Origin of the sequence: Ligilactobacillus acidipiscis, from assembly GCF_900116935.1 — a bacterium.
GTDB classification, from domain to species: Bacteria; Bacillota; Bacilli; order Lactobacillales; family Lactobacillaceae; genus Ligilactobacillus; species Ligilactobacillus acidipiscis.
The window spans coordinates 2,274,373-2,298,010 of sequence record NZ_LT630287.1 but is presented as its reverse complement, the minus strand read 5'-3'; the positions used below and the strand labels follow the sequence as shown (position 1 = coordinate 2,298,010).

Genomic DNA, 23,638 nt, shown 5'->3' with positions numbered 1-23,638 from the left:
AAGTATTAGCCAATTAAGGGTAAATCGGCTAGAAGTCAGCGGAAGTATTAGCCAATTAGGACAAATCTGCTAGAAGTCGGTAGAAGTATTAGCCAATTCAGATAAATCGGCTAGAAGTTGGTAGAAGTATTAGCCAATTAAGGACAAATCGGCTAAAAGTCGGCGAGATTTTCCTTCAGTTGGTCATTATTCCTTCGAATTAGACGGGGGCGGAGCCGAAAAAGTTAAATCGTTTTCTTATTGCTTTTATTGCATACAAGGTATATTATCGTAACTGGTAATACAATTAAATAAGACATCTGGGGTGCCATTAGGCTGAGAAAACACCCATTGAACCTGATACGGTCAATACCGGCGAAGGGAGTCAGTTTTTATCTGGTCGCAAATTGCGAATGTTAACGATAATCATGATCTCTTTTGGCATATGCTGAAGGAGATTTTTTTATTTATAAATTTGTGAGTTCATTTTCTTTCGTGAGGTCGGTGCGTGTATGTCTGATGTTGCTTCCTAGGGTTAGGAGAGAAAATTATGCATGAACAAAAATCAAATGCTTGGCATTTACGAGATGTTATTTTACTGACATTAACCGCAATTTTAACGGGAGTGATTTATTTTGGGGTAGTCTTTTTATATAACGGTTTGACTGCCTTATTGACACCGTTGGGGTTAGCTCCTTTTGGCAATGATTTGATCTTAGGCTTGTGGACGATGGCTGCTCCTTTAGCTGCCTGCTTATTGCAAAAAGTCGGTTCCGCTACTATCGGCGAAATACTTGCTTCAGCAGTCGAGGCTATTTTGGGCGGTCAATGGGGGATCAGTACCTTGATCTCCGGCTTTGTTCAAGGTTTCGGTTCTGAGCTTGGTTTTACTTTTACTGCTTACAAACGTTACGACATGTTTAGTCTGTCTTTGTCAGCATTGACCACGACGATCGTGACCTTTACTTGGGATCTCTTTAGAGAGGGATACGCGGCCTATCATGGTTGGATGATCATTGCTTTGTTCTTTACCAGACTATTGTCGATTTGGCTGTTTGGTGCCTTGTTAGTGCATGCTGTAGTTTCTCTGTTGGAACGTTCTCACATGCTGCGGGCCGAGTAAAGTAAGGAGAATCTGGTTTGAGTTATATTGATATTACCGATTTAACGTTTAGCTATACCAAACAGGGGCCTTTGGTATTGGAAAACCAACAGTTGAGTTTTCAGCAGGCCACTTTTAACGTGTTGACCGGTCCTTCAGGCTCTGGAAAATCCACGCTGTTACGGCTTTTGTGCGGCCTTTTTCCTCAATATACAGGTCACTTGCAAAACGGGCAGATCTTACTTGATGGAGAGGATATAGCTGGTATGGATATTAGCAAACGTGCGCAAAAAATTGCCATGTTGTTTCAAGTACCAGCTGAACAATTTGCCATGCCGACTCCTCGTCAAGAACTGATTTTTACACTTGAAAATATGCGGATCGCACCTGAGCAAATGGATCAACGAATAACGCAGGCTTTTGATTTTACTGGGATCAGCGAATTTGCGGACCGTGAGTTTAGTTCACTTTCTGGTGGAGAGCAGCAAAAAGTTGCCTTGGCCATCATTTTGGCACTTGATGCTGACACGATCCTTTTGGATGAACCATTTGCTAATGTTGACCCCGAGGCACGAAATTTTTTACTGCGTCGATTGAAACAACTGGTTTCCAACCGTGGTAAAACAGTGATCATTGCCGACCATGATCTGTCGGATTATCAGCAATTAGCGGACTATTTATATGTCATGGAACCAACACAAAAACAGATCCACCTCGCCACTGAAGCCGAAATGCAGCAACGTTTTTTGTCATTTGAACAAAACCGTCATCAGCAAATTTCGATCAGTTTGCCGGCTCAAACGGATACTGCAGAATTCAAGCTGCGTGACTTTTCTACGGGACATCAAAAGGTTTTGCTTAAGCAGGCTAATTTTGAATTGATGAAGCATCATTTGACAGTTTTTACTGGGCCAAATGGAGTGGGCAAATCCACCTTGTTTAATTCTTTGACTAAGTTGCAAGATTATCAGGGCTCGCTAACTTGGGAAAATAATGAGATCGCTAAACTTAAGGTCAAAGATTATAGTCGCCATGTTGCTTTAGTTTTTCAAGAACCGATCAGCCAGTTTCTCAAGGTCACAGTTGCAGAGGAGTTAGAGTTAAGTTTGCATAATCAGTATGATCATGCATGGACTAAAGAACGTGTTCGAGATACATTGGCAGATTTAGGTCTGACCGGTTTTGATGATCACGTGGTGTATATGTTGAGTGAAGGGCAAAAGCGCAAGCTGCAAATTTTATTGATGCTGATCATGGGAGTCCCCACTTTATTGTTAGACGAACCATTGACAGGCTTGGACTTAGTTTCAGTTCATAAGATCATGCAGCTTTTACAACAGGCAGTCAGAAATGAAGACAAGACAGTGATCATGATCAGTCATCAGTTAACAGATGTTGCTGACTATGCTGATTACCACATTAGTTTGCACGAAAAAGAGTTATCTTACGAGGCGAGTCTATGAATCCAACAGTCTTATTAGTGATCGTTTTGATTTGTGGGGTCGAGCTGTCATTTACTCGGGTTATTGCGGCGAATGTACTCGTAATTTTGGTGGGCTTGGTGATCATGTTATTCCGGCGGGCAAACTGGCGCTCGTATTTACGGCTATTTTTATTACCGCTGTTGCCGGCGTTAGGTGTTTGGTTTTCATTAGCTTATTTTTCAGTCGGTCATGATATTCACTTTGCCTGGGTACTAGCAACGCGGATCTATGCCTATTCATTCTTGGGTGCAATTTTTACCTTTTCGACAACTATCAGCGAAACTTTAGCTTCCTTAGAACAAAATGCACATATTCCAACGACTTTTGTGTATGGAATGTTAGCGGCCTTAAACTTTGTACCTAAAATTAGAAGTGAGGTCCAGAAGATCAAAGTCAGTGCCCAAATGCGGGGGATCACCTTGCATTTCTGGTCACCGCAATTGTTATTTAAGGGGATCTCGGCTGCTTTAAACTGGTCTGAAAATTTAGCCGAAGCTATGACATCACATGGCTTTGCAGAGAATCAGCCACGGACCCATTATTCTGTTATCCAAATTCCGTGGTGGAATTATTTAGTATCGATCCTAGTTTTAGCAATTTTTCAAATGTTTATTTTTACAGGTTTACCGTAGTTATCTGACTTGAGTTTCTCGTGGCAGAAGGCCGTGCCTAACTAACTACTCTACCCTAATGCAGAAAAGCGCATTATAGTACAGCAGTCCGTTAGTGCTCACCTTCTAAACGCCACGCTGCACTCTGTTTACAAAATAGGAGGTTTTCTTATGTCCCGATCTCGAAATAATACTCGTCTTTTGACCGAAACGGCCATTATGTCGGCTTTATCCATCGTTTTAAGTTATATTGTTATCTTCAGAATGCCGCAAGGCGGCAGTGTCTCACTAGTTTTGTTGCCCTTGATTTTCCTTTCTTTGCGTCGTGGACCGATTTGGGGCTGTACTGCTGGTGCGATCTGCGGTGTTGTTCAACTAATGTTTGGCGGCTATTTTTTAAATCTGCTGCAGGTGCTTTTTGATTATGTTTTTTGCTTTGGGACCGTCGGCTTTGCAGGTTTCTTTGCCAAACCGTTACAAGGTGCCTTGCGTGAAAAGAAACAGGGTCAGATTTTTGGCTATACCTTAGCTGCTAGCTTTTTGGGCGGATTTATGGCTTATCTTAATAACGTCATTTCAGGAATTGTTTTTTATGGAGAATATACTCCAAAAGGCCAGTCTGTGTTTGCCTATTCCACGATTTATAACGCTACATACATGGTTCCAGAAGCTTTGGCGGCAATGATCATTGTGTGGCTGCTGGCAGCACGTGCGCCAAAATTATTTATTCCAGAAAAATAGAACTTAAATTATCGAACGTGTGGACATTGGTCTGCACGTTTTTTAGGTGCGCCCGGCATGGGCAGTAACTAGGCGGTGTAAGTCCGCTGTGAGCCGTAGTGGCCGGTATCACGAGTCGAAGACAAGGGTGTCTATCGTGAGGTAGAATCTGAAGGAAGTCCTAGACGAAACATCGAATCGATGAACAAGAAGTGGCTAAAAGGCTGGAAACGGTGGGATGAGATTGCCTAACAAATCGAAGTCCCTGACCACTCGAAACCGTCACAGTAAAGCCAACGGTTTGATGCGAAAGCTACTGCTCTTACCCGGGGAGGTCTGTCATGGTAGTTCTCTCAAGCTGGAAGTTATTTCTGGCAGGAACAGGCTCAATAGTAATGTTGAGTTGTCCATGACAGAAGTCAGCCGAGGCCATAGTAGCCAGTAATGGTGAAGGGCTGAACAACAATAATTTTGATTCATCCTGGAGGTGGAAACAATACGACAATCGCAGAAAACAGAAAATAAAGCTGACTACCTGCGGAGGGTAACCCTGGAAGGGTCAGAGCAAACAGGAGCGCGTAGCGTTGTTTCTGGTGAAAAGAGAACTCAAAATGGCTTATTACGTGAGAAGGTCTTAGACCGGAATAATTTAAATCGGGCCTTTGTCCATGTCAAGCGTAATAAAGGGGCTGGAGGAATTGACGGCATGTCCGTTGAGGAACTTGGCCCATACTTGAAAGAGAATAACGTAAAACTAATCGAGGCCTTGCGAACCGAAAGCTATGAACCCCAACCTGTCAAACGAGTTGAGATTCCTAAGCCAGATGGTTCGAAACGTCAGTTAGGAATCCCAACGGTCGTTGACCGTGTGGTTCAACAGGCGTTACAACAGCAACTGTCTCCTATTTTTGAAAAAGTATTCTCAGATAATAGTTATGGTTTTCGACCACACCGCAGTGCACAAAGTGCTGTGAAAAAGGTGGTTGCTTATTATAATCAGGGTTATCACTACGTGGTCGACCTTGATTTAAAGTCATATTTTGACAATGTGAACCATGATTTACTAATTAAATTTGTTGAAAATTACATTAGTGAGCCATGGGTCTTGCATTTGATTCGTAAGTTCTTGACGAGTGGTGTGATGAATGGTCGATTTTTCGAGAAGTCCGCTAAAGGTACACCGCAAGGTGGCAATATTTCACCATTACTAGCAAATATTTATCTGAACGAGCTGGACAAAGAATTGACCAGAAGAGGACATAAATTTGTACGCTATGCGGATGACTGTAATATCTATGTTAAAAGTAAGCGTGCGGGTGAACGGGTTCTCAAAAGCATCACCCAGTTTTTAGAAAAGGAACTCAAAGTTGAAGTGAATGCAGAAAAGACACAAGTCGGTTCTCCACTAAGACTGAAGTTTCTAGGTTTTTCTCTGGGTGTGGGACGCAAGGGAGCCTATTTGCGCCCACATCAGAAGTCAAAACAAAGAGTTAAGCAGGAACTGAAACGAATTACTAGGAGGAATCGAGGCGTTAGCCTAGACAAAATTCTCAAAGAAATCAAACAGAAAATGCAGGGCTGGGTTCAGTATTATTCCATTGGAAAAATGTCTTCATTCTTAAGGAATCTAGATGCTTGGTTGCGTTCGCGCATCCGTCAGTACATCTGGAAGCAGTGGAAGAATATTGGAACCCGATTCAAAGCGCTGGTCAAATTAGGGATGAGCCACAAACAAGCCAAAACCTACGCAAATACGCGGAAAGGATACTGGCGTAACGCTCACAGTAAAACACTGTTGATGACCATAACTAATAAAAGACTGGCACAGCGTGGGCTAATAAATCTGTCCAAACTGTACCAGTCTATTCAAGCAAAAGCTTAAGTTGTTGAACCGCCGTATACGGTTCCGTACGTACGGTGGTGTGGGAGGTCGATAGTGTGAACTATCTCCTACCCGATTGCAAAATTAGGGATAAGTCGCTTGCTATGTTTTCTTTGCTAATATCATTTATTAGTGAAAATGTTATAATAACGTGTGGTGCTAGTTTGTAACATTTAGAAATTTAACAAAAAAGTCCAACCCAGTTAGACTCATAAGTGACAAAACTTAAAAGGAGTAATAACTGTGTTGAACCACCTCAAGTTTAAGCAAAATCGTCACGAATTACAAGTTAGTTTCCATTACTTTTACCAGTTATGTTCATTGCTTTATCAGCGTTATTGTCCGCGTAGCGTCATTGAGCGGCGCAACGTTGAACATACTAAAATTACTGATATTAAACTTTTAGCTTTACTGTGCTTACAAGTCACACTGGGAATTCAATCGCAACGCCGCTTCTATTATCTGATGGCAGCGTTTATGCCGCGGCAAATGGTGGTATCACGTTCACGTTTCAACCGCCGCGCGCAACAATTACTGGCAGTAGTCAATGCCATTCGCTCAGGTATCACTAAGGATTATGCTCATTCGGGCGACCTAGCGATTATCGACAGTTTACCCAACCCACTATGTGCCAAAGTTCGTAATTTCAGAGTTAGAATTTTTGCTGGGAAGGCCAACATTGGCTATAATGCCACCAAGAAAATGCCATTTTATGGGTTTAAAACCCACATGGTCGTCACGGCTAATGGCTATATTCTGAATTATGTGATCACGGCAGCCTCAGTTCATGATGCTAAGGTAGCGCCTGGGCTAATTAGCGGTTGTCCTTGTCCCAATATTTTGGCCGATGTTGGTTATGTTGGGAAAAAACTCAAGACCAGTTTTAGAGCCCTAGGCTATAACTTATGGACGCCTTATCGTTCTAATATGAAAGGTGCTAAACAGCATAATAAACGTCAACTCAAGGCGTTACGGCGGACAATAGAGTCACGCTTTTCAATTTTAGCCCAGTAATTTGGGATTGAAACCAATCTCACCCGTAGTCTATTTGGTTTTCAATTAAAGATTGAATTGACGATATTGGTATACAATTTAGGCTTTTTTGATTTTATGACGAACTAGCACCACGCGTGTTATAATAGTCTATAGTTACAGAGAGGAAAGGGGCAATTATAATGAATGTCGAAAAAATAAGTTTGGCTTTAGGTCCCGAAGACGTTTTGCGTGCCAAACAGCACAAATATTCTGATAGAGATTTGAAGTTATTGAAGTCCGTAACAGATGAGGATAAGTTCATGTTACTGGACAAGTCAAATAAAAAAACAGTCTTTGGCTCTGGTTTAAATTATGTTACCCAGCACGAGATCGGCAAGGAAAATTGGGAGGGTTATTTTGAGTTTCGGTACTTTACGTTAAAGACAGACCAGAACAAGCTGTTAGAGTCTTTGATGCAAAAATGGGAAAATGGTTATGAGGTCCCTGTTGGCCTGCGTTACAGTTTAGTTCTGCATGTTCCTCGCAAAAATTTACAATATTTAATGATCAACGTTTGGGATTCTGATATTGATTTCTTTGATTGGAATACTTCCGCTAAAAATGAGCTCAACCAATTTGGGTATAATGAAAACTCGGAGCCGTATATTAGCCATTTTGTGATTGCCCCAGAAAAGAAAGAAAAACAATAGTATATTTGAAAGCCAAGGGTTTGCGGTCCCTCTACGAATAGAAGGACTTAGCTCTTAGCTTTTTATTTTTCACGGTTTAAAACTGTAGTGAATAATATAGGGACTTTGTCAAATAGTGTTGATGGTCCATAGAACTCTATCTTTATGGTAGGGTTCTTTTTTACTGCCATAGCTAGGTTAAAGTGTTTGGGTTGGGAGGCAGGTGCGGGTCCGAAGCGTAGCGAAACGGGCCCGCACCTGCCTCCCACAGTGTTGACCTAAATTTTTTATTTTAGGCATGGATCAATTTGATGCGGATAAAGAAATGCCTTAAGTTACTGAATCCGTAACAGCTACGTTTAAGTTCTTTGATCTTGCGATTGATCCCCTCTAACGGCCCATTAGAGTAGTCATAGAGACAAGCGTTCCTGATCCCTAAGTAGTTCTTTTGAATGGTCCTCATGACGGTATCCATTTCAGTACCATTGGGACGGTAGTTCATAACTAATTGTTGTAAAGTAGCCCGATCGCGGTTGCGAATAAAGGTTAAGATCGTTTGATAGGTCTGATAGTTTTCTGCGAACTGTGGAAAATTCTTGAGTCCCAGATCGACCACATTTTGGGCAGTCGTGTATTCATTTAATCCCCGATAATATTTAACCTGGGAGGTCTCAAGTTGATTTTCAGCTAAGTGGAATAAGCGCCAGTTGCTTTTTAAAACTTTATAGTTGCGGTCGTGGTGGTCGTTGATCCCTTTTAAAACACGCAGCCGTTCATGGTCAAGTGCCCGACCCGCTAACTGAACAATATGGAAACGGTCAAAGACGATCAGTGCGTTAGGAAAAAGACGACGGACGAAAGTCTGATACTGCGCATTCAGATCCATGGTCACCAGTTGAACTTTTTGACGCTCAGAAAGTGTATAAGTATTGGTGAAATACTCGCGGATCGTCTGCGAGAGACAATCTGGCAATAAGGTGACCAAATCATGGGTTTTTGCGTCAATGCAGATAAAAGAAAAGCAGTTCTTAGTTGAACGAAATTCGTCAAAACTGAGAGCTGTCGGCAGCTCTTTGGGCGTTACTAAAGCTCGCTGATCCTTATACAAGATCCGTTGAACCGAGGAAGCTGAGATTCCCACGGTCTGGCTGATCGTTTTGACTGGCAGTGAGTTCTTAGCCAAAGTCGCGATTTCGTGGACTGCTTGGCGGGTGATCGAGTGCCGAGGTGGAGCGAGCTGCGTCTGCGCGCTAAAAGTATGGTGGCAAGTCCGGCACAGATAACGCTGTTTGCGCAAGTTCATGCGGAGCGGTTGTTCACCTAGGCTGGGTAGTCTCATCTTGGTCAGGCGGGTCCCATTCTGAACGATATTCGTGGAACCACAATTAACACAGCGTTCGACGGGGTAAGTCAGCGTAGCTGAAAGCAGTTTTTCGTGAACTCCGGCCTGTGAAAAATCAGTACAAGCTGAAATTTTGATATTTGGGTCTTGGATATTGAGTAAATTTAGGATAGAATCAGTTTGGGACATCATTTATACCTCGCTTTGATTTGGTTTTGTCGCTTTAATCGTAGCATATGAGGACAAATGATGTCCTTTTTTGTACAAAAATAGTGCTGATGATTTTACCATCAACACTAAAAAGTGTAGACCCATAATATACGCAACTGAAATGGAAAAATACAAGTGGGGTGATATGATGAAAGTCTTAATTTTAGGTGGGGCTTTGAATCACGAAGGAGCAGATAGTGCATTTGCAAAATTAACAAGTCAGACAGATGACGACTTCATTCTCAATCGCGATGATTTGACGGATGAGGAGCTGGCTGAAGTTGAAGTGATATTGGGTAGTGCTCCTGGCGTGTTGGAACGGATCTTTAGTTTACCAAGCTCAAACTTAAAGTGGATCCAAGCTTTCTCAGCCGGTGTTGATTATTATCCCTTAGAGCAGCTGGCAAAACGAAAAATCTTGTTGTCAAATGTTAGCGGCATTCACGCTGAACCGATCGCCGAAACGGTCTTCGGCCTGATATTAGGACAATTACGTGGGATCAAGGCTGCAGTGGAAAATCAACAACATAGCAACTGGGATCCTGATTCTTCGCATTACATGATTTTGAGCGGCAAGAAATTGGCCGTTTTTGGAACTGGACATATCGGCACACGAGTAGCTGAGTTAGGACGAGCATTTAAGATGGAAACGATCGGAGTCAATCATTCCGGTCACCGTGCAACGGGCTTTGAACAAACTGAGGCTATTAATGAACTCGGTCCTGCCGTGTTGAATGCTGACGTGATCGTGAATACATTACCGCTGACAAGGAAAACACATAGTTTGTATGATTCTGCTTTCTTTGCCAAACTAACGGCTGCACCATTATTCATCAGTATTGGCCGTGGTCCGAGTGTAGTCACGGAAGATCTGATCAAAGCGCTAAATGACGGACAAGTTGGTGCAGCGGGTTTAGATGTGACAGACCCTGAGCCGTTGCCAAGCGACAGTCCCTTATGGCACATGAAGAATGTGACCATCACGCCGCACGTTTCGGGCTTGTATCAAGAATATGTTCGAGATGTTGTGCACATCTTTAAGGAAAATTTATATCAGTATAAAAAAAATGGAACACTTGCAAGAAATGAAGTGGATATGAAAAAAGGCTATTAACGAAAAAAAAACGGCGTTTTAAGAGCAGCTCTAGCGGTAATTTACACTAGTTTATCTGACGAAACGTTTTTTAGCCGTAAGGAAAGAGAGAATCAAGTATTTTGAACCTAAGTAAAAAAGTGGTGCGTAGTTTTATTTGGCTAGCGTTTATTGTTTATTTGGTAACTGTGGCAATTCTATGTTTTGCCCCAACATTGCCGTTAGCGATCCCGAAAAGTAATCCGGCGCCCTATATCTATCTTGGTAAAGCACCGTTTATTTATTTGCCATTTGCTGAACTGCTGCACATGGATTTTTATCTCAACATTTTAATGACTTTTCCATTCGGAGTTTTTATTGCATTGTTGCAAAAAAGACCATCAGGCAGTGCACGAATAATTTGGTCCGGAGTCGCAGTGGGTCTGTTTATTGAGATCACTCAGTTGATCTTAGATAATCTGGGGATAACAGAGCGCTGGATCGATGTGAATGATGTTTTGGCCAATGGGATCGGTCTTTGTCTGGGATATTTGTTAATGTTTTGGATCTTACAAAAAATGGTTGGTCGATAAGAAAAGGTGGGTGCTTATTAAGCATATTGCGCCTTTTTTTGTTCTTTTTGCAAATTTAGTCAAACGTTCAGCGCCGGTTTTTGGCTAACGATCTTTTGAGTTTAAACTGGTAGTCAACTTGCGTTACACTGGGTGTGTTGACAGGTAACGTATAAAATTAAAGTTTTAAGAGTAGTCCTTACTCTGTTCTAATTGCTGAAAGGAGTTTTTGTATGAAAGTACGCAAAGCTGTTATTCCTGCTGCAGGTTTAGGAACTCGTTTTCTTCCTGCGACAAAGGCGATGCCAAAAGAAATGTTGCCGATCATTGACCGCCCGACAATTGAATTTATTGTTAAAGAAGCAACCGATTCTGGGATCGAAGATATTTTGATCGTGACTGGGAAAGGAAAACAGCCAATTGAAAATCACTTCGATTCAAATCCAGAACTAGAGGCCAACTTGAAAGAAAAAGGCAAGTCGCATTTATTGAAATTAGTCCAAGAAACGACCAATATCAATCTGTTTTTCATTCGGCAGCCTCATCCGAATGGTTTGGGCGATGCTGTCTTGAGGGCTCGCGATTTTATTGATAATGAACCGTTTGTTGTCATGCTTGGTGATGATTTAATGAAGGACAAAGTGCCCTTAACTAAGCAATTGATCGATCGTTGTGACAAAACACACGCTTCGACTCTGGCAGTCATACGGGTTCCCCGTGCCAAAACCAAGGATTATGGGATAATTGAACCCATTTCTGAATTAGATCAGGGTCTGTATGACGTTAAAAGTTTTGTAGAAAAGCCTGCACCAAAAGATGCTCCATCGGAGTTGGCAATTATTGGCCGTTATTTACTAACACCTGAAATTTTTGATCTCTTGGAGACCCAAAAGCCAGGAAAAGACCACGAAATACAGTTGACTGATGCAATCGATCGCTTGAATGCAACGCAGCGTGTTTTTGCTCATGAATTTACCGGCGAGCGTTTTGATGTTGGTAATAAATTTGGATATTTAAAGACTGCAATTCAGTTTGGTCTGGAAAATCCGGAGATCAAAGATGATCTGACGAAATACTTGAAGGAAGTCGGTCAGAAGTTAGAAACTAAGCCGCAACAGAAGAAATAAATCAAAATAATAAGAGCACAGAAATTTATGCTGCGCTTTGGAATATAGAAAAACCAGTAACAAGTCTCTGCAAAAAGAGATGTTGCTGGTTTTTAGTCGAGTTCCGCGTGGCAGCAGGCTGTGCCTAACCAGCTGCCATACCATAATGCTGCAAAACGCATTATAGTCCAGCAGTCCGTTAGTGCTCACCTTCTAAGCACCGCGCTACACTCTATTCTTCTTTATCCTTGCCTTCATCGTCTAATTTCTTATCTAATTTCTCTAATTGATGATGGGCAAAATCGCGACCGCCCAATCCGAAAGCAACGGCGAAGGCCACTGAAAGTCCACCAACAATAAATAAGAAAGCAATATTTACGATACTGTTTGCAAAGTCTAATTGGTCTAATGCCATGAAAACTGCGAAGATGCCAAAGACAACTTGAATAATGAACCCGAGCCATTTGTTTTTAGTAGCATTTGTAAGCATCTTGCCGACAAATTGTCCGCCAAAGAAGCCGAGGCCCAAGATGATCACAGCAAACAACAAGTTCGGCAAGTAGCCAATGATCGCTTCACCAACGTGGTCGAGAACTTTGAACTTCAGAGCTCCCAGCGCTTCAACTACGAAGAAGAGACTAACGACAACCGCGATGGTCTGGCCTAAGATCTTGGAGATCTTAGCAGCAGGCACTTTTTCTTTTGAATAAAGGCTTGCTGACATTTTGTCGATACCAGTATTTTCTAACAAACTTGTGACTAAATTACCGGCAACTTTCGCGATCACGATTCCGACAGTTAGCAAGATCGCTGCAACTAAGATATTAGGAATAGCACTTAAAATGCTATTTAAAACAGTTACGATCGGTTTAGTGATCGTGGAGATCTTAAGCGCTTCTAGAGCAACGACTGCAATTGGAAGCAAAACAAGTAAGTAACAAATCATTGCTAAAGACTTAGCAATTGATTCTTTGTTTTCTTCATCTTTTGAAGTTCCGACAAATTTGTCAACGTAATGATCAACTTTCAAAGTGCTTGCCAAATTGTAGACTAAGTTTTTGACTAATTTAGCTACGAGGATCCCAATAGTTAAGATCACAGCTGCCAATAAGATGTTAGGCAGGTATTGTAAAATATAATTCATCATATCTGTGATCGGTGAGGCGATCGAATTAAGTCCGAAAGTCGTGAAGATACCCGGCAAGAAAACCAGCCAAATTAAGTAATAACAGATCTTGCCCAATGAATCTAGCAAATTATCTGCCTGTTCAGTACTAGTGAACATCTTCCACTTAACTAACCGTTCATCCAGTTTGATTTTCTTGAATCCCTTGGTAACAACATTTTTGACTAGTACAGCAACTAACCACGCAATCAAGATCAATATCACGCCTTTAACTAAGGCTGGTAAAGTATCTTGAAATGACTGCCAAAATTCCGCAGTATCCATAAATATCGCTTCCTTTCTTGAATCATTTGTGTACGGTTTCATAGTAACGAAAGAAAACGTATTTGTAAAATAATTAGCGTTTTTTAATAATTAATCTACAAATAATTGCATGATCTGTTCTTTTGTAAGACGGGCTTTCTCGGCGTTTCTGACATCTAATGTGATCTGCCCGTCATGGAGCACTAGCAACCGGTTGCCATACTTCAAAGCATCTTCCATGTGGTGGGTGATCATCAGGCATGTTAGTTTTTGTGAAGCCACTGTTTTACTGGTTTGCTCCATTAAACCGGCACTGGTCTTGGGATCAAGTGCCGCGGTATGTTCGTCTAGCAATAAGATATCAGGGCGATTCAAGGTGGCCATCAAGAAACTGAGCGCTTGCCGTTGTCCCCCTGACAAATTTTCGGTTGGTGTGTCCAAACGTTGTGTTAAGCCGTTGCCCATCGATGCTGCTAATTTAGCAAATCGGTCCTTGTTGCCCCGTAAGTTGCGAAAGCGCAGACCCCGTTTTTGGCCACGTCTGGCAGCCAGCAACAGGTTTTCAGCAACCGTCATTCGTGGTGCGGTCCCCATCTTCGGGTCCTGAAAGACGCGGCTCAAAAATTTAGTTCTTTTTTCAACGGAGTCTCGGCTGATGTCATTTTTATTGTGAAAGATCTGACCTTCATCTGGCAACAGGTCACCCGATATTGTGTTGAATAAGGTGGATTTACCCGCGCCGTTTGACCCAATGACCGTGATAAAATCTCCAGCATAGACTTTTAAGTTGAGGTCTTTCAAAATTTTGGTCACGTTAGGAGTATTGCGGTTTACGAAAGTCGAAACATTTTTAAGTTCTAATACTGTGTCGTTATTCTTTTTCATTAGAAACTAACCCCTTTCGCAAAATACCATTTAAGTGCAATGAACTTCTTAAATTAGGTAACATCATGCACATGGCGAGAATAATAGCTGAGATCAAGTTGAGGTCGTTAGTTGAGAATCCAAGCTGTAAGACCAGCAACAAAACGAACCGGTAAATGATACTACCAAGTGTCACGGCGACCAACCGCTGATTCAAGGTCAATTCGCCAAAGACTACTTCACCGATGATGATCGAGGCCAGTGCCACCACGATGATGCCGATCCCCATGTTGACGTCAGAATAACCATTACTTTGTGAGATCAAAGCACCGCATAAGCCGACTAGCCCATTGGAAAGGGTGAGTCCAAGGATCGTCATGTTATCGGTATTTATCCCCTGGGAGCGTGCCATTATGGGGTTGTCGCCAGTCACTATGAAAGCTTGCCCCAACTCGGTTTCAAGAAAGACAACCACCAGGATGGTGATCACGCTAATGGTCAGCCCCCCAATGATCACACTGTCAAAATACTTGGGTAATGTTTGAAAGAAGGCTACTGAAAAAAAGGTCTTCTTACCGATCAAGGAAACGTTAGAGCCGCCCATCACTCGTAAATTGACGGACAGGCAGGCAGTCATTACTAAAATCCCAGCGAGTAAGATTGGGATCTTGCCTTTAGTATATAACAACCCAGTGATCAGCCCACCAGCTGATCCGGCCAAAAAGCCGTAAAGAGTTGCCAGTAAAGGTGAAGCGCCATGAGTAATGGCGGTGACAGTCACGGCTGCACCTAAAGGAAAAGTGCCTTCCACAGTCATATCAGGAAAATCGAGGATCCGGAAGGTCAAGAAAAGGGCGACCCCTAAAATTGCCCAAAGAAGACCCTGTCCGATACTAGATGTTATTAAACTCATTTGATCACCCTCCCATTTTTTTGTGCCTGCTGCATGATTTTAGCTGGTATTTTAATGTGTAGTTTATCGATCTGATCTTGGTTGAGGACGTATTTTCCTTTGACAACAAAGCCGACGGGGTAGGTTGCGGTTTTTTTGCCTTTAAGGACTCTGCCTGCCATTTGACCTGCTAAACGTCCCAAGTCATGTTGGTCGATCGCATAAGCGGCAGTTCCGCCGTCTTTGACCATCGTATCGGCTGCAGGAAAAACAGGTTTTCCGGCTTGGTTAGCATTATTGACTAAAGTCTTCATGGAAGAGGCCACTCCATTATCTTGGGGAGCATAGATCGCGTCCACTTGTCCAGCCATTTGTTGACTGATCTGCTGCATGTCATTGGTATTAGCGATGGTATAAAGTTTAGGTTGCAGACCAGCTTTCTTGACTAGTTTGACAAATTTCTTCGCGTTACTTTGACCGCCTGCATCAGAAGAAGTATAGATCACACCGATGTTTTTGGCTTGCGGCATAATGTCTTGAATCAATTTTAGCTGTTTTTCTAAAGGTGAATCGCCGGAAGAACCCGTAACGTTTGCACCCGGATGTTTTTCAGATTTGACCAAACCGCTGCCGGCTGGGTCACTGATACCAGCCATTATGATCGGGGTCGTTTTATTGGCTGAGTTGACCAAAGCCTGAGCTGCTGGAGTTGCGATCCCAAACAAAATGTCATCGCGATCTGCGATCTGCTGGGCCATGGTTTTTAGATTACTTTGATCCCCCTGAGCATTTTGAAACTCAATAGTAATATTTTTCTTTTCCTTGAAACCTTCATCTTTTAATCCGGTGATGATCCCGGCGTGAATTTGATCAAGGGCAGGGTGACTAACAAGTTGCAAGATCCCGATCTTGATTTTTTTTTGCTGCGATAATTTGGTGTTGTCGTTTTGTGCAGGTTGAGTGAAGAGAGCAACCGCTAAAAAAGCAACAATGGCACCAATAAATGCAATAATTCTTTTCATATTTTTCACTCCGATCCAAATTGTTAAAAGTTGACAAAAAAATAAGGGCAAACCAGCACACTCTGGTTTACCCTTAAAAGGTGATCACGCCAAAGCCTGCCATGTTAGACCATGCAGACTTTGACAAACGAAAAAGCAGTCGGCACGGATACAAACTGTTTGCCAGATCGTATCCGTCAGAGGCGTTACGACCTTGCGTGCCGGCTTTGCCAAGCCATATTCAAAACATTAGTAACTGACTTTTGCATTCTTCTTCGTCCTTTCCGTTAATTAATTGATTTAAGTATAGAAAAAGGCTGTGCGGATGTCAAGGGGCAAAATGATAAATTGTTTGCGTGGTTGCAGTCCCTAGTTTTGCGGAGCTAATGGCTAGAAGTCAGTTGGCTAATTGGACGAACATTTGTCAAGCTATAGTTCAGTTAGCTCCTGATCGGACTTATAGCTTTAAATGGCGCGTAACTATTTAAAGTTTTATTCGGTTGTGGACTACCTGGAGAAAAGCCTGCAAAAATCTCTCTACCATGGAGCAGAGCGAAAAAAACTATTACAATTAGCAGAGATAGCAAATTTTTCTCTTGCTTTGTAAGTTGTTTGTATTATTTTGTGCAAAAGCTTTATACTAGCATTATAGTTGAAATTATTGGGATCTGTGTTTTCAAAAAATACTTTTCTCATGATTTGAAAAAAAGAGGAGGATCTCATAGGATGAAAGATGTAAAAATCGGCGGAACAGGTTTTGCAGGCTCAGAGATCATATTAGGTATCATGCGGATGGACGCTTTGAGCGTTGACGATGCTGTTAAAGTTTTGGAAACAGCTAAAGACCTGGGGATCAACTTTATCGATTCTGCAGACATTTATGGCAACGGTAAAGCCGAAGAAGTCTTTGGCGCAGCTTTGAAGAAGTCGTCTTTAAGTGCCGATGATTTCTGTATTCAATCAAAGGGCGGTATTTTCAATGACCCGGATAAGGGTTTTGAAACAACACGGTATGACTTTTCTAAGAAACATCTGTTAGCAACTGTCGATGGCATCTTGCAACGGATGGGTGTTGATAATTTGGACAGTTTCTTATTACATCGCCCTGATGCGTTGATGGATCCAGCAGAAGTTGTATCTGCTTTTGACGATTTGCAAAATTCCGGTAAGGTGCGTCACTTTGGCGTTTCTAACATGAATTCCGGTCAGGTTGCTTTATTGCAATCCGCTGTTAGCCAAAAGCTTTTGATCAATCAGTTACAGTTCAGTGTGATGCATACTGGCCCAATTGATTTCGACCTGCATACAAACATGACTGATGCAAGAAGTATTGACCATGATGGTGGCATCTTGGAGTACTCCCAGTTGCATAATATGACGATCCAAGCATGGTCACCATTCCAGTATGGGCAGATCGAAGGGACCTTTATCAATAATCCTGATTTCCCAGAAGTCAATGTAGCCTTGCAAAAAATAGCTGATAAATATGGTGTTTCTAAAAATGCGATCGGGGCAGCCTGGATCTTGCGGCACCCAGCTCAGTTCCAAGTAATTGCCGGAACGATGAATCCAGAACATTTGAAAGACACTGCTGCTGGTGCTGATATTCATTTGACAAACCAAGAATGGTATGACGTTTACTTGGCAGCCGGTAATGATTTACCTTAAAATTAAGTAGTTAAAGAAAAGTGGTCACTTCCAGGCGGAGGTGACTTTTTTGGTGCATACCAATTTATATTCATCTAGCAGTCACTGCAATTTTTGGCGAGAGTCGTTAGTTAGACCAAAAAGCGTTTTTGTTTGTGTTTTAAAATTGAAGATGTTACTATATTTACGAAAGAAAGGAAAATATATTTCTTTCGTAAAAAAACTGGGTCAATAGCGAAGGGAGAGAAAGCTATGAACACATATGCACAGATCATTGATGGCAGTAATTCTTATTTTGGATTTTTAAATATCCAATTTCAAGATGGCAAAATGAAAATCAGTGTCACACAGGGAGTTAGACCGCCGCTTAAATGGGAAGTAGATTTAAGCAATATTAAAGGTTTGACGAGTGATCAGTTTATGGGTGCCAAACGGATCGCCTTTTACGACGGACAAGTTGAGTATATTTTATTCGAAGCAGGCGTAGGAGTCACTGAATTTTTAGAAGATAATTTATATGCAGAAGCTTAAAACGAACATGATAAAAGCGGTGAAACATTGATTTTACGATGTTTCACCGCTTTTATTTGAAATATGAGCTGTCCTAAACTACTGGGCTGGTTTACGAACGAAGCTTACTTATCTTCACTTTCTTCATCATTAACAACCAGGATCTTTGCTTTACTCTTACGAACGACATAACTAGTCGTTGATCCAAGCAATAATCTGTCAAATGCATCTGCCCCGGATTTACCGATCACGATCAGATCAATATGGTGTTCTGAAGGAAATTCGTCAGCAATGACTTGCTTAGGGATCCCGCGCTGAACAAAAACTTCTACAGCGACACCACGATCAGCGGCTTGTTTTCTGCCCTTTTCTGCAATATCTTCAGCATTACTTTTGAGTCCAGTTAAAATCATATCAGGAGATCCTGTCGTAAAAATCATGTTGCTTTCGTTAACAACGGACAAAATAGAGATCTTTGAACCAAATTTCTCAGATAAGTTGATTGCTTCGTCCAAGGCACGTTTGGAGTTAGAACTGCCATCCATGGGAACCAAAATATTACGATACATAAAGATCATCCTTTCCAAAATAAAAGTATGAGGTAAAGCACCCAAAAATATAAAATGAAATCTGGCACTTTACTTGAACTCAAGGTCATTTATGTGACCTTTCACTCATATTGTAACGATTTTATTTAAGTTTAGATAGTAAAATACCTTATCTTTTATTAGACTGAGGGGGCACCATTAGCGGTAGGTATTCTGGCAAAAATGTGATTGTTAAGGGTAGTTCGGGTCCTTCATCACCATCGATCCGTGACACAACTTTTTTACCATCTTGCGGTGTTACGGTCAGCTTTTGCGTAGTATACGTGGTGATGTTTTTCGCTCTACGCAACTTTCCTGTCACCGCAAAATAGATATACTCTCCCACCTGTTGGAGATGAATATTGTGTAATACTGAAACGTGCATTTTTTCTTTTGCTCCAGTGTCATAAGCAAAGCCGCCAACTAAACGAGAAGTTGTGATCAAGGTGAACCATGTGCGCAGAGTTTCGACCTGATGGTCTCCAATTTGATACTTGATCAGATAAGATTTGTTTTTACCGATCTGCTGGATGGCCTTGACTAAATAGACACCTAGACCAAATTTTTGTTTGTCTCTTTGGCGGACTTCATTAGATAGTGTTGCCAGGTTACCAAATGTCAAGGAACTGACTACTGCTTTATCCATGCCGCATTTACCTAGTCCGACCATGCGGAGTCGTGCTGGTACGATGATATTTGCAATCGCGTTTTCTGTGTCTTGCGGAATATGATATCTTTTAGCGAATTGTTGACTGTTCCAGCAGGAATGATACCAACTGGCAAGGGATGGTTGTTTTTTACGATGACGCTGAATGCTGCATTTAACGTTCCATCTCCGCCAATCACGATCAATGAATCAAGGTCAGGTAAACTGTTTGCTAAATGTCTTTGTGACTCATCCAGTGAATCCCCTGTTATCAAGACTACTTTACTGTCTTTTTCTGCCAAACGTTTTTGACAAAGCTCAGCTTTTTTTGTTGCTTCACCAGATCCTGAATTTTTATTATAGAAAATGCCCCAAGTTTTTGTCATAAGAGTCTCCTACTTTCTCCAATGTGAGTAAGCTATGATTCAAATTATATCGATATTATTTAATTTATTTTTAAGATACGTAAAAAGCCTATTGTTTAACGCTTTAGCGGTTGTCTCGTTCAGAAAGTTATCTTTTTCTATGGTACAATAGCAATAACTGTAGTTACTAGGAGAAGCTGACAGTACGCCATCTTTTCACAGACTATTTTTCTTATATCATACTATAAGTTGGGCGACGAAGTGTGATCGTTTGATTGCTGGAAAAAATCCAGCCGCAACCGAAACAAAAACGCCTAGACGTTTAAAAGGGGATATTTAAAAAATGGCACTTACAATGTCTCAAACTATGACACTTTTGTCAGAACATGATTTATTAATTGAAAAAAAAGCTGCACAAGAACCACCTAGAAAATTTACCCACGTGACTTATGATTCACGTCAAGCAACAGCACAAACACTGTTTTTTTGCAAAGGAAATTTTGAACCGGCCTATTTAAATCAGGCTAAAGAAAAAGGGGCAACTGCCTATGTTTCGGAAGGGGAATATGTGCAGGGACAAGGATTGACAGCCATTATTGTCAGAGATGTCCAAAAAGCGATGTCCTTGTTGGGTGCTGCGTTTTACGGCTTTCCGCAAAACCAACTATTTATTACTGGTATCACCGGAACCAAGGGAAAAACAACAACGGCTTATTTTGCGCACGGCGTTCAAGATGCACATACTAATGGCCACGCTGCCTTGTTTTCGACGATCGACCGGATCACCGGCCCCAAGCCTGAACAACGTTTCAAATCAGACCTAACGACACCGGAATCATTGGATCTGTTTCATGACATGGCTGAAGCAGTCAAGAACGGGATGACTCATTTGATCATGGAGGTCTCTTCGCAGGCTTTCAAGAAAAACCGGGTCTATGGTTTGAAATATGATTTAGGGATCTTTTTGAATATTTCACCAGATCATATTGGACGAAATGAGCACCCGACTTTTGAAGACTATCTATACTGTAAAGAGCAATTATTGCGTAATTCCAAAAACGTGATCATTAATGCCGAGTCGCAACACTTTGATGAAATCAACGGTGCTGCGAAGGGGTCACTGATGGATGATCATATATACTTATACGCACGGGAAAATTCATTGATCTCATTTCAAACGCAGGTTGATTTTGAATTTAAAGAGACCAGACAAGATTTGACTGAAAGTACGGTAGAAATCTCCTCATATTCTGACAAAGGTCGAAAATTAGCTATTGATGGTGCATATGAAGTGGATATCCCTGGGGATTATAATCAAGAAAATGCCATTGCCGCCATTGTGTCCGCTGCAATGACAGGCGTGTCTGCGACTGAGATCAGACAGCATTTGCCAGAGGTCCGTGTTCCAGGTCGCATGGAGGTTTTCCAAACTAAAGACCATGGGACAGTTTATATTGATTATGCGCATAACTATGCTAGTTTAAAGTCACTGCTGAGCTTCTTACGTCAACAGATCCCAGATGAGCGGTTGATCGTTTTGACAGGAAGTACTGGCGATAAAGGTATTTCAAGACGAAGTGGTTTGGGTCAGGCAATTAGTGAAGAAGCTGACGTGGCTATATTGACTTCTGATGATCCGGCGACTGAAGATCCACTGCAGATCGCACAAGAGATCGACCAGCATATCGATCACGATCAGGTTGAAGTTCAGATCGTTTTGGATAGAAAAACGGCTGTTAAACAGGCCATTATGCTTAGTAAACCTGGCGAGATCGTAGTTTTGGCAGGAAAAGGACGCGATGCCACGCAGAAGTTGAACGGGAAAAATGTGCCGTATGAAACTGATGTCAAGATAGCGGAAGATTTGATCAAGGAGAGATAAATCATGACAAATGAAAAAGTTGAGTTTACACCAGTCTTATTAGGGAGCGACTTTAATGTCTATGGGATGGCACGGTCGTTTTATCAAAAATATCATCGTCCAGTTAAAGCATATGCAGCCGCACAATTAGCACCGACACGCTTTACGAAGATCGTTGACCTCACGATCGTTGCCGGTTTTGATAAAGATCCCGTTTGGATCGAGACCATGAAAAAGCTAAAAGACCAGTACCAAGACCATGAAGAACCGGTTATTTTGATTGGTTGTGGGGATGGTTATGCAGAGTTGATCTCACAACATAAAGATGAACTAGCGGATGTTTTTGTTTGTCCATACATTGATTACAAACTTTTGAAGACTTTAAACAATAAGGAACGTTTCTACGAGATTTGTGAAAAATATGACCTTCCTTATCCGAAGACCAAGACCATCACGAAAGCAGAATGGGAAAAAGATCCAACAAATGTGCCGCAGCCGTTTGAATATCCAGTTGCTTTAAAGGCTGCTAACAGTGTGGAGTGGCTGGATGTACATTTCGAAGGACGCAAGAAGGCGTTTCGGATCCAAAGCCGAGAAGAATTCGACCAAATCTTACGCTTGTCTTATGAGAACGGTTATCAGTCCGACTTTATTTTACAGGACTTTATTCCCGGCGATGACAGCAATATGCGTGTTTTGAATGCTTACGTTGACCAAAATCATCAGGTTAAGATGATGTGTTTAGGACATCCGCTGTTGGAAGATCCTGCTCCTGCAGCTATTGGTAATTACGTCGCAATTTTGCCGGAATACAACGAAGAGATCTATCATACGATCCAAACCTTCTTAGAAGCTGTGAAATTCACGGGTTACGCTAACTTTGATATGAAATATGATGTTCGTGACCAGAAGTTCAAGCTTTTTGAGATCAACTTACGGCAAGGCCGCAGCAGTTTCTTTGTAACTTTAAACGGTTATAATTTGGCCGACTATGTAGTGCAGGATTACGTGACTAAAAAATTAGCTGATAAACCAGTTGTCTATGGTAATGACGATACCACTAAGCACCATTTATGGTTGGGAGTACCAGTCAAAACTTTCAAAAAATATGCTCGCAACAATCCAAATAAGCAAGCTGCACTCCAGTTGATCAAAGACAAGCGTGTCGGAACTACTTATGAATATTCTGAGGATATGAATCTTAAACGTTGGGCTTTGATCAAGTGGATGAATCATAATTATGTGAAGAACTTTGATCAGTATTTCAAACAAAATAAGGGGTGATCCAGATGGAACATTTCTTTACGATCATTGGCGGGATGGGAACGTCTGCCACTGAAACATATATCCATCAACTCAATGAACGCACACCGGCTAATAGTGATCAGGATTATTTAAATTATATTTTGGTTAACCATGCAACGGTCCCGGATAGGACAGACTATATTTTGGACCACACCAAGCCAAGTCCATTGACACCGTTGTTAGAAGACTTCAAACAACAAGCGGCTTTAAAACCAGACTTTTTCACTTTGCCATGTAACACTGCTCATTATTTTTACGATGAATTAACGAAAGTCACAGATATTCCGATTTTGCATATGCCGCGAGAAGCTGTGAAGTGGATCAGTAAGAAGCTTCCCACTGCCAAACGTGTGGGGTTGATCTCCACCGAAGGTACACGTGCGGATCATATTTATGATGATGAGATCCAGTCCGCAGGTTATGAGCTTGTGCTGCCGGATGATAAGATCCAGCAACAGACCACAGAACTCATCTATGGTAATGTTAAAGAGAAAAATCATGTTGATCGTACCTTGTATCACGAGATCTTACGACAAATGTTTGTAGAAAAGGGCTGTGATACAGTAGTTTTGGGCTGTACTGAATTGTCTCTTGCCCAAGAACGTGAGCCCTATACCATGCACCCTGTGACAGATTCTCAGTCGATCCTGGTTGACAAGACGATCGAGCTGGCACTAAAGTCACGTTCTGGTGTAAAAAAGTAAATAGTGATTTTTAGGACGGCTGTTCCTCATTTGATGATGGAGTGCAGTCGTTTTTTGATAGGATCATTGTGATTATCCAAGTA

22 protein-coding genes, 1 pseudogene and 1 riboswitch are annotated in these 23,638 nt (G+C 41.7%); of the genes and pseudogenes, 15 read left to right on the top strand and 8 right to left on the bottom strand.

What is annotated here, in order from left to right; translation table 11 throughout:
- Positions 1 to 290 precede the first annotated feature (290 nt).
- Positions 291 to 381, top strand: a riboswitch (TPP riboswitch).
- A gap of 148 nt (positions 382 to 529) precedes the next feature.
- From BQ5903_RS10675 to BQ5903_RS10645, 7 genes and pseudogenes are all read left to right on the top strand, one after another.
- On the top strand, positions 530 to 1,102 hold the full coding sequence (locus tag BQ5903_RS10675) for an ECF transporter S component (protein ID WP_056971628.1): 573 nt from the start codon (positions 530 to 532) through the stop codon (positions 1,100 to 1,102).
- Between the two features lie 17 nt (positions 1,103 to 1,119).
- A complete protein-coding gene (locus tag BQ5903_RS10670) occupies positions 1,120 to 2,544 on the top strand; it encodes an ABC transporter ATP-binding protein (protein WP_010497642.1) in 1,425 nt (474 codons plus the stop codon).
- Positions 2,541 to 3,197, top strand: a complete 657-nt coding sequence (locus BQ5903_RS10665; protein WP_010497640.1) for an energy-coupling factor transporter transmembrane component T family protein — start codon at positions 2,541 to 2,543, stop codon at positions 3,195 to 3,197. Before BQ5903_RS10670 ends, BQ5903_RS10665 begins: the two co-directional genes overlap by 4 nt.
- A gap of 150 nt (positions 3,198 to 3,347) precedes the next feature.
- Positions 3,348 to 3,917: an energy-coupled thiamine transporter ThiT gene (gene thiT / locus BQ5903_RS10660; RefSeq protein ID WP_010497637.1), complete on the top strand. Its 570-nt coding sequence runs from the start codon at positions 3,348 to 3,350 to the stop codon at positions 3,915 to 3,917.
- 475 nt (positions 3,918 to 4,392) lie between these two features.
- On the top strand, positions 4,393 to 5,778 hold the full coding sequence (gene ltrA, locus BQ5903_RS10655; RefSeq protein WP_079579680.1) for a group II intron reverse transcriptase/maturase: 1,386 nt from the start codon (positions 4,393 to 4,395) through the stop codon (positions 5,776 to 5,778).
- Between the two features lie 243 nt (positions 5,779 to 6,021).
- Positions 6,022 to 6,900: pseudogene (locus BQ5903_RS10650) on the top strand (IS982 family transposase).
- Between the two features lie 53 nt (positions 6,901 to 6,953).
- On the top strand, positions 6,954 to 7,463 hold the full coding sequence (locus BQ5903_RS10645; protein WP_010497629.1) for a hypothetical protein: 510 nt from the start codon (positions 6,954 to 6,956) through the stop codon (positions 7,461 to 7,463).
- 271 nt (positions 7,464 to 7,734) lie between these two features.
- On the opposite strand, the gene BQ5903_RS10640 is transcribed toward BQ5903_RS10645, so the two are convergent.
- Positions 7,735 to 8,976, bottom strand: coding sequence for an ISL3 family transposase (locus BQ5903_RS10640; RefSeq protein ID WP_079579518.1), 1,242 nt, complete (start codon positions 8,974 to 8,976; stop codon positions 7,735 to 7,737).
- Between the two features lie 139 nt (positions 8,977 to 9,115).
- Between BQ5903_RS10640 and BQ5903_RS10635 the strand changes: the two genes are divergently transcribed.
- From BQ5903_RS10635 to galU, 3 genes are all read left to right on the top strand, one after another.
- Positions 9,116 to 10,108, top strand: coding sequence for an NAD(P)-dependent oxidoreductase (locus tag BQ5903_RS10635; protein ID WP_010497623.1), 993 nt, complete (start codon positions 9,116 to 9,118; stop codon positions 10,106 to 10,108).
- 119 nt (positions 10,109 to 10,227) lie between these two features.
- Positions 10,228 to 10,659, top strand: coding sequence for a VanZ family protein (locus tag BQ5903_RS10630; protein ID WP_269148737.1), 432 nt, complete (start codon positions 10,228 to 10,230; stop codon positions 10,657 to 10,659).
- 212 nt (positions 10,660 to 10,871) lie between these two features.
- A complete protein-coding gene (galU, locus tag BQ5903_RS10625) occupies positions 10,872 to 11,765 on the top strand; it encodes a UTP--glucose-1-phosphate uridylyltransferase GalU (protein WP_010497619.1) in 894 nt (297 codons plus the stop codon).
- A gap of 211 nt (positions 11,766 to 11,976) precedes the next feature.
- Here the strand turns inward: galU and BQ5903_RS10620 are convergent, their stop codons facing one another.
- The 4 genes from BQ5903_RS10620 to trpX form a co-directional block, all read right to left on the bottom strand.
- Entirely contained in the window at positions 11,977 to 13,194 is a 1,218-nt protein-coding gene (locus tag BQ5903_RS10620; RefSeq protein WP_079579517.1) for a mechanosensitive ion channel, read from the bottom strand.
- Between the two features lie 90 nt (positions 13,195 to 13,284).
- Entirely contained in the window at positions 13,285 to 14,058 is a 774-nt protein-coding gene (locus BQ5903_RS10615) for an ABC transporter ATP-binding protein (protein WP_079579516.1), read from the bottom strand.
- Positions 14,045 to 14,950 carry an ABC transporter permease gene (locus BQ5903_RS10610; RefSeq protein ID WP_079579515.1) on the bottom strand — a complete coding sequence of 302 codons (906 nt, stop codon included), beginning with the start codon at positions 14,948 to 14,950 and terminating at the stop codon, positions 14,045 to 14,047. Before BQ5903_RS10610 ends, BQ5903_RS10615 begins: the two co-directional genes overlap by 14 nt.
- A complete protein-coding gene (trpX, locus tag BQ5903_RS10605; RefSeq protein WP_079579514.1) occupies positions 14,947 to 15,951 on the bottom strand; it encodes a tryptophan ABC transporter substrate-binding protein in 1,005 nt (334 codons plus the stop codon). Before trpX ends, BQ5903_RS10610 begins: the two co-directional genes overlap by 4 nt.
- Before the next feature lie 705 nt (positions 15,952 to 16,656).
- Here trpX and BQ5903_RS10600 point away from each other — a divergent pair.
- Together BQ5903_RS10600 and BQ5903_RS10595 are read left to right on the top strand one after the other, a co-directional pair.
- The gene (locus BQ5903_RS10600) at positions 16,657 to 17,598 is read left to right on the top strand and encodes an aldo/keto reductase (RefSeq protein WP_079579513.1); all 942 of its coding nucleotides are present in this window, start codon (positions 16,657 to 16,659) and stop codon (positions 17,596 to 17,598) included.
- Positions 17,599 to 17,829: 231 nt separating this feature from the next.
- A complete protein-coding gene (locus tag BQ5903_RS10595; RefSeq protein WP_010497603.1) occupies positions 17,830 to 18,108 on the top strand; it encodes a hypothetical protein in 279 nt (92 codons plus the stop codon).
- A gap of 104 nt (positions 18,109 to 18,212) precedes the next feature.
- Here the strand turns inward: BQ5903_RS10595 and BQ5903_RS10590 are convergent, their stop codons facing one another.
- The 3 genes from BQ5903_RS10590 to BQ5903_RS10580 all read right to left on the bottom strand — a co-directional run bounded on the left by BQ5903_RS10590 (position 18,213) and on the right by BQ5903_RS10580 (position 19,706).
- Positions 18,213 to 18,656, bottom strand: a complete 444-nt coding sequence (locus tag BQ5903_RS10590; protein ID WP_079579512.1) for a universal stress protein — start codon at positions 18,654 to 18,656, stop codon at positions 18,213 to 18,215.
- A 148-nt stretch (positions 18,657 to 18,804) separates the two neighbouring features.
- Entirely contained in the window at positions 18,805 to 19,344 is a 540-nt protein-coding gene (locus BQ5903_RS10585; protein ID WP_231920858.1) for a diacylglycerol/lipid kinase family protein, read from the bottom strand.
- Positions 19,332 to 19,706 carry an acylglycerol kinase family protein gene (locus BQ5903_RS10580; protein ID WP_079579510.1) on the bottom strand — a complete coding sequence of 125 codons (375 nt, stop codon included), beginning with the start codon at positions 19,704 to 19,706 and terminating at the stop codon, positions 19,332 to 19,334. Before BQ5903_RS10580 ends, BQ5903_RS10585 begins: the two co-directional genes overlap by 13 nt.
- A 322-nt stretch (positions 19,707 to 20,028) precedes the next feature.
- Here BQ5903_RS10580 and BQ5903_RS10575 point away from each other — a divergent pair, with 322 nt between their 5' ends.
- The 3 genes from BQ5903_RS10575 to BQ5903_RS10565 are packed head-to-tail and all read left to right on the top strand — an operon-like array spanning position 20,029 to position 23,555.
- Positions 20,029 to 21,567: a UDP-N-acetylmuramoyl-L-alanyl-D-glutamate--2,6-diaminopimelate ligase gene (locus tag BQ5903_RS10575; protein WP_079579509.1), complete on the top strand. Its 1,539-nt coding sequence runs from the start codon at positions 20,029 to 20,031 to the stop codon at positions 21,565 to 21,567.
- A gap of 3 nt (positions 21,568 to 21,570) precedes the next feature.
- Entirely contained in the window at positions 21,571 to 22,830 is a 1,260-nt protein-coding gene (locus tag BQ5903_RS10570) for a carboxylate--amine ligase (RefSeq protein ID WP_010497595.1), read from the top strand.
- Positions 22,831 to 22,835: 5 nt separating this feature from the next.
- Positions 22,836 to 23,555: an aspartate/glutamate racemase family protein gene (locus BQ5903_RS10565; RefSeq protein ID WP_010497594.1), complete on the top strand. Its 720-nt coding sequence runs from the start codon at positions 22,836 to 22,838 to the stop codon at positions 23,553 to 23,555.
- Positions 23,556 to 23,638: the final 83 nt, after the last annotated feature.

Coding starts and splice junctions, on each gene's coding strand:
- BQ5903_RS10675 (WP_056971628.1), top strand. CDS start 530: ATGCATGAACAAAAATCAAATGCTTGGCATTTACGAGATGTTATTTTA.
- BQ5903_RS10665 (WP_010497640.1), top strand. CDS start 2,541: ATGAATCCAACAGTCTTATTAGTGATCGTTTTGATTTGTGGGGTCGAG.
- thiT (WP_010497637.1), top strand. CDS start 3,348: ATGTCCCGATCTCGAAATAATACTCGTCTTTTGACCGAAACGGCCATT.
- BQ5903_RS10645 (WP_010497629.1), top strand. CDS start 6,954: ATGAATGTCGAAAAAATAAGTTTGGCTTTAGGTCCCGAAGACGTTTTG.
- BQ5903_RS10640 (WP_079579518.1), bottom strand. CDS start 8,976: ATGATGTCCCAAACTGATTCTATCCTAAATTTACTCAATATCCAAGAC.
- BQ5903_RS10635 (WP_010497623.1), top strand. CDS start 9,116: ATGGAAAAATACAAGTGGGGTGATATGATGAAAGTCTTAATTTTAGGT.
- galU (WP_010497619.1), top strand. CDS start 10,872: ATGAAAGTACGCAAAGCTGTTATTCCTGCTGCAGGTTTAGGAACTCGT.
- BQ5903_RS10620 (WP_079579517.1), bottom strand. CDS start 13,194: ATGGATACTGCGGAATTTTGGCAGTCATTTCAAGATACTTTACCAGCC.
- BQ5903_RS10615 (WP_079579516.1), bottom strand. CDS start 14,058: ATGAAAAAGAATAACGACACAGTATTAGAACTTAAAAATGTTTCGACT.
- BQ5903_RS10610 (WP_079579515.1), bottom strand. CDS start 14,950: ATGAGTTTAATAACATCTAGTATCGGACAGGGTCTTCTTTGGGCAATT.
- trpX (WP_079579514.1), bottom strand. CDS start 15,951: ATGAAAAGAATTATTGCATTTATTGGTGCCATTGTTGCTTTTTTAGCG.
- BQ5903_RS10600 (WP_079579513.1), top strand. CDS start 16,657: ATGAAAGATGTAAAAATCGGCGGAACAGGTTTTGCAGGCTCAGAGATC.
- BQ5903_RS10595 (WP_010497603.1), top strand. CDS start 17,830: ATGAACACATATGCACAGATCATTGATGGCAGTAATTCTTATTTTGGA.
- BQ5903_RS10590 (WP_079579512.1), bottom strand. CDS start 18,656: ATGTATCGTAATATTTTGGTTCCCATGGATGGCAGTTCTAACTCCAAA.
- BQ5903_RS10585 (WP_231920858.1), bottom strand. CDS start 19,344: ATGGTCGGACTAGGTAAATGCGGCATGGATAAAGCAGTAGTCAGTTCC.
- BQ5903_RS10580 (WP_079579510.1), bottom strand. CDS start 19,706: ATGACAAAAACTTGGGGCATTTTCTATAATAAAAATTCAGGATCTGGT.
- BQ5903_RS10575 (WP_079579509.1), top strand. CDS start 20,029: ATGGCACTTACAATGTCTCAAACTATGACACTTTTGTCAGAACATGAT.
- BQ5903_RS10570 (WP_010497595.1), top strand. CDS start 21,571: ATGACAAATGAAAAAGTTGAGTTTACACCAGTCTTATTAGGGAGCGAC.
- BQ5903_RS10565 (WP_010497594.1), top strand. CDS start 22,836: ATGGAACATTTCTTTACGATCATTGGCGGGATGGGAACGTCTGCCACT.